The organism is Mesorhizobium sp. B2-4-18 (assembly GCF_006441385.1).
In the GTDB taxonomy this organism is placed as follows: Bacteria; Pseudomonadota; Alphaproteobacteria; order Rhizobiales; family Rhizobiaceae; genus Mesorhizobium; species Mesorhizobium australicum.
In genome coordinates, this window is the sequence record NZ_VFUW01000014.1 from 108,770 (window position 1) to 117,909 (window position 9,140).

Annotated in this window: 9 protein-coding genes and 1 pseudogene; 9 read left to right on the top strand and 1 reads right to left on the bottom strand. The window is 62.6% G+C overall.

All coding sequences use genetic code 11. The annotated features are described in order from the left end of the window. Window positions 1–15 precede the first annotated feature (15 nt). Genes FJ527_RS26830 through FJ527_RS26865 form a run of 8 tightly spaced genes read left to right on the top strand, consistent with a single transcriptional unit; the run spans window position 16 to window position 6,535 of the window. Window positions 16–807: a substrate-binding domain-containing protein gene (locus FJ527_RS26830; protein WP_224621993.1), complete on the top strand. Its 792-nt coding sequence runs from the start codon at window positions 16–18 to the stop codon at window positions 805–807. Next, window positions 804–1,337 (top strand): c-type cytochrome, encoded by a 534-nt coding sequence (locus FJ527_RS26835; protein WP_140720414.1) that lies wholly within the window; start codon window positions 804–806, stop codon window positions 1,335–1,337. Before FJ527_RS26830 ends, FJ527_RS26835 begins: the two co-directional genes overlap by 4 nt. Then, window positions 1,334–2,347: a cytochrome c oxidase subunit II gene (coxB, locus tag FJ527_RS26840; protein ID WP_140824463.1), complete on the top strand. Its 1,014-nt coding sequence runs from the start codon at window positions 1,334–1,336 to the stop codon at window positions 2,345–2,347. Before FJ527_RS26835 ends, coxB begins: the two co-directional genes overlap by 4 nt. Then, a complete protein-coding gene (gene ctaD / locus FJ527_RS26845; RefSeq protein WP_140824464.1) occupies window positions 2,344–4,320 on the top strand; it encodes a cytochrome c oxidase subunit I in 1,977 nt (658 codons plus the stop codon). Before coxB ends, ctaD begins: the two co-directional genes overlap by 4 nt. Beyond that, window positions 4,317–4,922: a cytochrome C oxidase subunit III gene (locus FJ527_RS26850; protein ID WP_140720411.1), complete on the top strand. Its 606-nt coding sequence runs from the start codon at window positions 4,317–4,319 to the stop codon at window positions 4,920–4,922. Before ctaD ends, FJ527_RS26850 begins: the two co-directional genes overlap by 4 nt. Beyond that, window positions 4,922–5,263 carry a hypothetical protein gene (locus tag FJ527_RS26855; protein ID WP_140720409.1) on the top strand — a complete coding sequence of 114 codons (342 nt, stop codon included), beginning with the start codon at window positions 4,922–4,924 and terminating at the stop codon, window positions 5,261–5,263. The genes FJ527_RS26850 and FJ527_RS26855 overlap by 1 nt, the downstream gene beginning before the upstream one ends. Continuing rightward, the gene (locus tag FJ527_RS26860) at window positions 5,260–6,138 is read left to right on the top strand and encodes a cytochrome c oxidase assembly protein (RefSeq protein ID WP_140824465.1); all 879 of its coding nucleotides are present in this window, start codon (window positions 5,260–5,262) and stop codon (window positions 6,136–6,138) included. Before FJ527_RS26855 ends, FJ527_RS26860 begins: the two co-directional genes overlap by 4 nt. After that, the gene (locus FJ527_RS26865) at window positions 6,119–6,535 is read left to right on the top strand and encodes a c-type cytochrome (RefSeq protein WP_140824292.1); all 417 of its coding nucleotides are present in this window, start codon (window positions 6,119–6,121) and stop codon (window positions 6,533–6,535) included. Before FJ527_RS26860 ends, FJ527_RS26865 begins: the two co-directional genes overlap by 20 nt. Window positions 6,536–6,719: 184 nt before the next feature. Here FJ527_RS26865 and FJ527_RS26875 read toward each other — a convergent pair whose 3' ends face one another. Continuing rightward, window positions 6,720–6,983 (bottom strand): hypothetical protein, encoded by a 264-nt coding sequence (locus FJ527_RS26875; protein WP_246677814.1) that lies wholly within the window; start codon window positions 6,981–6,983, stop codon window positions 6,720–6,722. A gap of 846 nt (window positions 6,984–7,829) precedes the next feature. Between FJ527_RS26875 and FJ527_RS26880 the strand changes: the two are divergent. Continuing rightward, a pseudogene (locus tag FJ527_RS26880) lies at window positions 7,830–9,140 on the top strand (hypothetical protein); the annotation flags it as partial.

Consider the following 9,140-nt stretch of genomic DNA (forward strand, 5'->3'; position numbering starts at 1 on the left):
CGGATGGCAACCGGCATGGCCGCCCTCGCCTTGCTGCTCTTGCCGGCGACAGCGAATGTGCGTGAACTGAGGGTCTGCGCCGACCCGAACAACATGCCCTTCTCCAACGCCGCCGGTCAGGGCTTCGAGAACAGGATCGCTGAGATCGTGGCCGCCGATCTCGGCGCCAAACTGACCTACACTTGGTGGGCACAGCGCCGGGGCTTCGTGCGCAACACGCTGAAGGCCGGCCTTTGCGATCTCGTGCCCGGCACGCCGGCCAATCTCGAAATGCTGCGCACCACCACCCCCTATTATCGGTCGTCCTATGTTTTCGTCACCCGCCAGGACGGTCCGGATGTGGCATCCTTCAACGATCCGCGGCTGCGCGCCATGCGGATCGGCGTGCAACTCATCGGCGACGACGGGGCCAATTCGCCTCCCGTCCAGGCGCTCGGCCGCCGCGGCATCGTCGGGCATCTCGTCGGCTATCCCGTCTATGGCGACTACTCCGCACCCAACCCTCCGGCGCGCATCGTCGAAGCAGTGGCGACCGGAGACATCGATCTTGCCGTCGTCTGGGGCCCGCTCGCCGGCTACTTCGCCGCCAAGCAGAAAGTGCCTCTCCGCGTCACGCCCGTCACGCCTCGCATCGACGGGCCGCAATTGCCCATGATCTACGACATCTCGATGGGCGTTCGGCGCGAGGACGATGCGCTGCGTGGCGATGTGAACAGCGCGCTGGCCAGGCACAAGGCCGAGATCGACGCATTGCTGTCGCAATATGGCGTGCCGCGCCTCGATGGCCCGGGGAGCCCAGTGCGATGAAGCACGGTGCCGCCATGCTCTTGTTTACGGCCCTAGCGCTTACGGCATGCCAGCGCGAGGAGCGTGACACGCGCCCGCAATCCTCGCTCGGATCGGGTGAGCAGCCGGCGCCTGTGACCACATTGGAACCCGGTGGACAGCGGCCTTCGGCCAGCGACAACAAGGCAGCCAGCTTCGAGGCCAATGCCTTCCACCTCAGCGAGGGCAAGCGCCTGTTCAGCTGGTTCAACTGTTCGGGCTGTCATGCCAATGGCGGCGGCGGCATGGGGCCGGCCTTGATGGACCAGAAATGGCTTTACGGCAGTTCGATCGAGAGCATCCACGCTACCATCCGCGATGGGCGGCCAAAAGGCATGCCGAGCTTCCGCGACAAGATTCCCGATGACCAGATTTGGGAGCTTGCCGCCTTCGTTCGCTCGCTGAGTGGCAACGCACCCTCGTCCGCCGCGCCGCAACGCAATGACGACATGATGCCGCATCCGTCGGAAAACCGCATGCCGGATGCAGCCACGCTGGGGAAATCACCGTGAAGCGCCTTGCGTCGACCGGGTTCGGCACGGCCTGCGTCTTGTTTCTGCAGGGATGCGCGGGATGGCAATCAGCGCTCGACCCGAAAGGGCCAGCTGCCAGTGAGCTGGCATGGCTCATCTGGTTTTTCACCGCGCTTTGCGCGGTGATCTGGGTCCTGGTGATGATCGCTCTTGCCACACCGTTGATGATGCGGTCGCGGGACGGCGCCGAGCCGCTCGTGCTCGACGCCGGCGCCGACCATCGAAAGTTGCGCGTTGTCGTGATCGCCGTCGGGCTGACCGCAGTGATCGTGGTCGGACTGACCTTGCTGAGCTTCTTCGCCAACAGGACACTTGCGGCGATCGGCTCCGACGCCGCGCTCACCATTCGCGTCACGGGCCACCAATGGTGGTGGGAAGTCCGCTACGAAGACGCCACGCCGAGCCGCATCCTGACCACGGCGAACGAGATCCACATCCCCGCCGGGGAGCCCGTACGGCTTCTGCTGACATCGACGGACGTGATCCATTCCTTCTGGGTGCCGAGCCTTTCCGGCAAGCTCGACCTCATCCCCGGCCATATCAATGTGCTCGACATCAAGGCCGACAAGCCTGGCGTATATCGCGGCCAGTGCGCCGAGTTCTGCGGTGCGCAGCATGCGAACATGGGTACCTTCATCATCGCTGAGCCGAAGGAAAAGTTCGACGCTTGGTGGAACGACCAGTTGCAGCCGTCTGGCCCTCCGGCGAGCGACGAGGCCAAGACTGGCGAGGACCTGTTCCTCAAGCGTCCCTGCGTGATGTGCCACAGGATCGGGGGCACTCCAGCGGGAGGAACCGTCGCGCCGGATCTGACGCATATTGCCAGCCGGCGCACGCTCGCCGCCGGCACGTTGACGATGAGCCGAGGCAATATCGCTGCCTGGATAGCGGACCCCCAAGGCGTGAAGCCCGGTTCCCACATGCCTGTGGTGGAGCTCAACGGCGACGAACTCAACGCCATCGTCGCCTACCTCGAGGGTCTGAAATGAGCAGCGCGGATCTGATCAGCGAACGCGACCTGCCGCCGAAACGCGAGACCGCCACCCAGGGCGACCTGGCTCCCGAGCATGACGGACCGCGCGATACTGGCATGGACGATGCCAGCCTGCACCACTGGCTCACGCGGGCATGGCGCACGCCGCCCGGCATCATCGGAGCATTGTCGAGCGTCGACCACAAGGTCATCGCAAGGCGCTATCTGATCACGGCCTTCATCTTCCTGTGCCTTGGTGGGCTGAACGCGGTCGCCATGCGAATCCAACTCTCCGGGCCGCAGCGCGGGCTGATCGGGCCGGACCTCTACAACCAGCTGTTCACGATGCATGGCGTCACCATGATGTTCCTGTTCGCTGTGCCCATCGTTCAGGCAACGGGAATCTATCTGGTGCCGCTGATGGTCGGCACCCGCAACATCGCCTTCCCGCGGCTCAATGCATTCGGCTACTGGATCTACGTCTCGGGCGGGGCTTTTGCCTGGATCTCCTTCCTCCTCAACATGGCGCCGGACGTCGGCTGGTTCGCCTATGTGCCCCTATCCGGACCGGAATTCTCTCCTGGCAAGCGCGCTGACGTCTGGGCGCAAATGATCACCTATACCGAAGTGTCGTCGCTTGCGGTCGCCGTCGCCACCATCGTCACCGTGTTCAAGCAACGCGCGCCCGGCATGTCGCTGGACAAGATACCGCTTTATGTGTGGGCACTGCTGGTCACTTCCTTCGTCGTCGTCTTCGCGATGCCGGCGGTCATGATCACCTCGACCTTCCTCATTCTCGACCGGCTTGTCGGAACCCACATTTTCAACCCCGCGGAGGGCGGCGACGCCCTGCTGTTTCAGCATCTGTTCTGGTTCTTCGGTCATCCCGAGGTCTACATCATCTTCCTGCCGGCGACGGGCATGGTCTCCTCCATCATTCCCGCGTTTGCCCGGCGACCGACGTTCGGCCATTTAGGGCTGGTCCTGTCGCTGATCGCGGTGGGTTTCCTGTCGTTCGGCCTCTGGGTGCATCATATGTTTGCAACCGGATTGCCGAAGCTCGGGGCGAGCTTCTTCACGGCGTCCAGCATGCTGATCGCCATCCCCAATGGCGTGCAGATCTTCTGCTGGCTGGCGACCTTGTGGGATGGCAGACCGGTGATCCGCACGCCGCTGCTGTTCGTCTTCGGCTTCTTCTTCATCTTCGTCATCGGCGGGCTAACCGGCGTCATGCTCGCCTCGGTGCCGCTCGACCTTCAGGTGCACGACACCTACTTCGTCGTCGCCCACTTCCACTATGTGCTGATCGGCGGATCGGTATTCCCGCTGCTGGGCGCGGCCTATTTCTGGTTCCCCAAGATCACCGGGCGCATGATGAGCGAACGTCTCGGACGCTGGCATTTCGGGCTGGCCTTCATCGGCTTCAACGCGGCCTTCTTCCCGATGCATCTCGTCGGCCTGTGGGGCATGCCGCGCAGGGTCTACACCTATCCGGCGGAGCTTGGCTGGGGCAACATCAACCTGTTCATCAGCGCCGGCGCGGTGCTGTTCTTCCTGAGCTTCGTGCTGTTCACCTTCAACCTGATACATGGCGCATTGAAAGGGGCTCCGGCCGGGGATAACCCCTGGGATGCCGGCACCCTGGAATGGGCCACGTCGTCCCCGCCTCCAAGTTACAATTTCACGCGCATTCCGATCGTGACGAATGTCGAGCCGCTGTGGGCCGAACGAGAGGCGCTTCCCGTCGCAACTGGACTCCGCGTCGATGTCCGCGAGTTGCTCATCTCGACGGTGGCGGAGGCCTACCCCGACATCCGCGAGAAATCGGCGACGCCGTCGATCTGGCCACTGCTGGCGGCGATCGCCGTGGGCGGCACGTTCCTCTACTCGATCTTCACGCCGTGGGCGATCGTCTGGGGCGCCGTACCGATCGCGCTCACGCTGGTCGGCTGGTTCTGGCCCAAGGGCGATCCGGAGGACGAGGAATGAACCAGCGGCCCGTCACCGACCTTTCCGCCCTCCCTACGTTTGGCCATGGTCCGCGCAGCCCGACCTGGTGGGGCACGCTCGGCTTCATGGCATTGGAAGGGACGGGCTTCGCGCTGGCGGCCGGCGCCTATCTCTATCTGGCGATGTCATGGCCCAACTGGCGTCTGAGCGCCCCGGAACCTAACCATTGGCCGGGAACGATCGTCACCCTGTTGCTGATCGCCAGCCTGGTACCAAACCACATCCTCAATCGCTACGCCGAGCATTGCGCAATGGTACCGGTGCGGATCGGCATGGTCGTGATGTCGCTGTTCGGTGTCGCCCCGCTCGTGGTGCGCTGGTTCGAGTTCCCGGCATTGAATATCTATTGGGACACAAACGCATACGGCTCGATGCTTTGGGTGTTGCTTGGACTGCACACCACGCATCTGATCACCGACGTGGGCGACACGATCGTGCTGACGGTGCTGATGTTCACACGCCATGGCTATAGCGGCCGGCGCTTCGGCGATGTGGGCGACAACGTCTTTTACTGGGATTTCGTGGTGCTCACCTGGATCCCGATCTACCTGCTCATCTACTGGGTACCGAGGCTAGGCTGATGCGCGCGCTGCGGTTGGGAATGTCCTGGGGTGGTCTTCTGTCGGGGCCTTTGGCTTGGGCAATCTCGACGCAGCTGAACTACGCGCTTGTTCCGTGGCAGTGCAATCGCCAGGTTCCGGTCGTGCTTCCGATCGCATTGCTGCTGGCCTTCCTTTCACTTCTCGGCGGCATGCTTTCTTGGCGGGCACGGCGGCAAGGGGGCGCGGCTTTCAAGCCGGAGCGCACGCGCGGCACCGAGAAATTCGTCGCCGATCTCGGCATTCTTGCGGCTTTGCTTTTTGCCCTCGTCATCGTCATGCAGGGCAGCGCCGCACTCATTCTCGACGAGTGCCTGCGATGAGCTTCGAGGCCTTCTTCTCAACCTCGATCTGCTATGGCGCCGGCGCGCCCGAAGCGGGATGGACGCTTGCGTTTCCCATCACGCTCCCTTTGGCCGCAATCGCGCTCATCTATGCGCTCGGAGCGAGCCGGCTATGGCGCCGCAGCAGCCGGGGCCGCTCCGAGCGGACGCGGCAAGTTCTGTTGTTCACCGCCGGCTGGGGCGTGCTGACCGGAGCGCTGGTCAGCCCGATCCATGCGCTTGGCGAACGGGTGTTTGCCGCCCACATGATCGAGCATGAACTGCTGATGGCGGTAGCGGCGCCACTCCTTGTCGCCGCCTGCCCCGGCGCAGCCCTGATATGGGCATTGCCGACCGGACTTCGCCGAGGGACGGGAAGGCTCACGCACGGCAGGACTCTTCATGCGATCTGGACCGTTGCCAGCCGCCCCCTCAACGCAACCGCCATCCACGGCATCGCGATCTGGATCTGGCACGTTCCCGTCCTGTTCGAGGCAGCGCTTCAGCAGGGCGTGCTGCACTACGCCCAGCATGCGAGCTTCCTCGGCACAGCCCTGCTGTTCTGGTGGGGGATTCTGCCGCGTTCCGGCCGCCAGCAGGCCTATGGCAGCGCGGTCATGCATCTCTTCTTCACGTCACTGCACACCGGTCTGCTCGGCGTGCTGCTGCTGTTGTCGCCCAGACTCTGGTACCCGCAGAATGCCGCCGGCGCGGCGCTCTGGGGTCTAACCCCGATCGAGGACCAGCAGCTCGCCGGACTGGTGATGTGGGTTCCGGCTGGCCTGATCTATGGCGGAGCCGCCTTGCTGCTTGCCGGCCTTTGGATAAGTACGAGCGGAATCAGGGAGGCAAGCCATGCGCTCCGGCCTGGCTAGGATGGTGGGCGGCGCGCTCGCCGCGATCCTGCTACTGACCGCGGCAGTCGCCGCAGCGACCTTGTGGTCCGACCGGCGCGATCGTGTTCGCCACGAATCGGACATGGCGACCGGCGGCTTGGAAGCGCGCGCCATTCCGATCATGATCGCGAACGGCTGCTCTGGATGCCATACGATCCCCGGCGTGCCGGGGGCACAAGGCCAGGTTGGTCCGCGCCTCGATTCCAGCCTTGCCGACCGGGTCTTTATCGCCGGCATGCTGGCGAACAATCCGGAGAACCTGATCCGCTGGATACGAGCGGCCAGGGAGATCAATCCGCACACGGCAATGCCATCGACGGGGATCACAGAGCAGCAGGCGCGTGATATCGCTGCCTACCTCTACGCCCTGAAATGATCAGCCCTCGCCGCCGCGCCGGGACCACAGGCCGCGGCCGGGGTCGTAGCCGACCACTGCCGCCAGGAAAAACACGACGAGGCAGGCGAGAACGACAAGGGCGGAAACGGGATCAAAGCGTAGATAGAGCGTGAAGCGTATCAGTTCGACCGCCGAACTGAACGGCCCTCGAGCGACAGCGCCTTCATGGACCGATCACCACTCCCCAGGGGCCGCGTCCCACCGGCACCGACTTCACCACCTCCTCATTCTCCAGATCGATGAACGAGATGTCGCCGGAATTGCCATTAGCGCTGACCAGGCGCTTCTGGTCATCGGACAGCGCCACGTGCCACGGCCGCTGGCCGACGAGATAGAGGCGGCGCACCGCCAGCGTCTTGGCATCCACTTCGGCCACCCGGTTGGCCGAACCGAGCGCGACATAGGCAGTGGCGCCGTCGCGTGCCATTTCGATGTCGACCGCCTGGACGCCCTCGCTGCGGATGCCGGGGACCTCGAACTCGACCTTGCCGGTCTCTGCACGAGACGTGGTGTCGAGGCGGTCACCGTCCCGCGACCAACAGAAGCAGCAGGATCGAGAGCGCCAGTTTCATTGATGGAGAGGTTGGGCGAGAATAGGAGTTCATTGACCTGAGGATCGGCCACGTCGATCTTCGCCTGCGGGCCGTCAACTGGCGACGGAAGAACCGGTAATACCGATCCGTCCAATCCATCATAGGTGCAGTTAGCGAATTTGCTTCCAGCATGTTTGATTTTAGTTGCTCTCTGCCGAGGCTGGTCAGTGTTGATCACCGAACAGCGTGCAAAGCCTGTAATCTACTGCATTCTCTTTGCATGTCAAACACTTGGCGGGCGAGCATTGCCGCGTTTTCACGGCTGTTCGACGCTCGTTGAATCGGTTTAGATTCATATGAATTTCAAAAATGCAATAGGCATATTGAATTATCCACAAATTGGAGTAGCTTTTTAGCTATTGCTAATAAAAGGAGGACGGCATGCACATCCGTGCGTGCCAAGGGAGGGGGGTCATCATCATGGCCTATTTATTGCCTGATAGCATCCGCCGGCTGCGGATGATCCACGCGCGCAGGACACGTCCGCGCGGGAACGCCTGACCGGGGCATGAGCGAAGGGCTTGGAACGCCTCGACGCCCTACCCCCGATCCATTCCACCACTCCAGTTTCTTTAACGAGGACGCGTAGCGCCGGCCGTACCGGCGGATGCGCGCCCATGCGGCCGGTTGCCGGCGTTGGGGCCGATTTGCGCCTGCCGCAATAACCAGGGAGAATTCCGATGGCACTCGACATCCTCGCCCAAGACATCATCATCGACGAAACGACCGGCCTCCAAGACAATGATATCAACCCGGCCGTTGCGCCGTACAGCACCAACACGACGCTGCAATATCTCGAGACTCTCGGTTCTCCGCTCGAAACCGCATTCCAGGCTAACTTCGTGCGGGCCACGGCGAGCGCCGGAGAAACCATCAACTCGATCGTTCTTACGCAAAACGCTTCCGGCACGCCGTTCTCCACCACGGTTGGCGTGAACAGCAACCTTCAGACTGACGACGGAAAATATATATGGCTGTTCCAGGACGCAACGCATGCGAACGTCGTGATCGGTGTCATCGGCACCTCTGATCCGTCTGCCGCGCCCGTTGCGAATGGCCCCCTCGCCTTCTCGTTTGGTCTGGACTCCACGAGCGCCACAAACGCGGACCTTTACTTAGTCGAGTATGTGCCGTTGCACCATCCGGACGCGACCAACCCGGACGACCGCATCGATCTAACCGATAAGGTGTTCGCATCGGTCGCCGGAACCTCGGTGGTTAATTTCTCGGGCCAGAACGCGGCTCCCGGCAATCATGATTTCTATGTGATCGATTCGGGAAGCGACGCTACGAAGCAGATTTTGGTGACAGGTTTCCTCGGGGCGGCAAATGCCACCGCCAACGTCAGTACACAAGGCTTCGGCGTCAACAACCAGAGCATCAATCCAGCTGAGGCGTTGCAGGTCGATTTCGTGACTGGCGGCACCTTGGCCGCGGGTACCGCTTCGCAGATACAGTACGGCGGCCACCTCGAGAACATTACGCAGGCCGGGTTTACGATCAACCAGATCACGCCTTCCAATCCGAGTTTGCGGGTGGACATCAAAATCAGCACCGTCAATGTCACGGGCAACGAGCAAGGCTTGAACTTTTATGACGGCAGCCCCACCACCCCCGCGCCCATCGCCAGCCTTACGCTGACCGGCACATCCGGGTTTGCGTCGCCGATCACCGCTAATGGCACCTATGCCACGGGAAGCGGCAACGTCACCGTCAGCGGCATGGGCACAGGCACCGTAACCATCACCGGCCTCGACAACGTCACCACCGTCAACATCACCACGAGCAATCCCATGGATCGGCTGACGGTTACGGGGGTCGATGCAAACGAAGGCTGTGACATCACCGAGTTCCATTTCACGGCGCAAAACACCAATGGCCATACCGAGGAGGTCGGCTCTTTCATCAACTTTGACGATGACGGGCCGAGCATATCGACGACCGGCACCGAGCCGACGCTAACCGTCGACGAGACGGTTCTTGGGACCGAC

Bases quoted from the DNA above. Each gene is read 5' to 3' on its own strand.
- FJ527_RS26830 (WP_224621993.1), top strand. From the start codon at position 16: ATGGCCGCCCTCGCCTTGCTGCTCTTGCCGGCGACAGCGAATGTGCGT.
- FJ527_RS26875 (WP_246677814.1), bottom strand. From the start codon at position 6,983: ATGGCACGCGACGGCGCCACTGCCTATGTCGCGCTCGGTTCGGCCAAC.
- FJ527_RS26860 (WP_140824465.1), top strand. From the start codon at position 5,260: ATGAGCTTCGAGGCCTTCTTCTCAACCTCGATCTGCTATGGCGCCGGC.
- FJ527_RS26850 (WP_140720411.1), top strand. From the start codon at position 4,317: ATGAACCAGCGGCCCGTCACCGACCTTTCCGCCCTCCCTACGTTTGGC.
- FJ527_RS26865 (WP_140824292.1), top strand. From the start codon at position 6,119: ATGCGCTCCGGCCTGGCTAGGATGGTGGGCGGCGCGCTCGCCGCGATC.
- ctaD (WP_140824464.1), top strand. From the start codon at position 2,344: ATGAGCAGCGCGGATCTGATCAGCGAACGCGACCTGCCGCCGAAACGC.
- FJ527_RS26855 (WP_140720409.1), top strand. From the start codon at position 4,922: ATGCGCGCGCTGCGGTTGGGAATGTCCTGGGGTGGTCTTCTGTCGGGG.
- FJ527_RS26835 (WP_140720414.1), top strand. From the start codon at position 804: ATGAAGCACGGTGCCGCCATGCTCTTGTTTACGGCCCTAGCGCTTACG.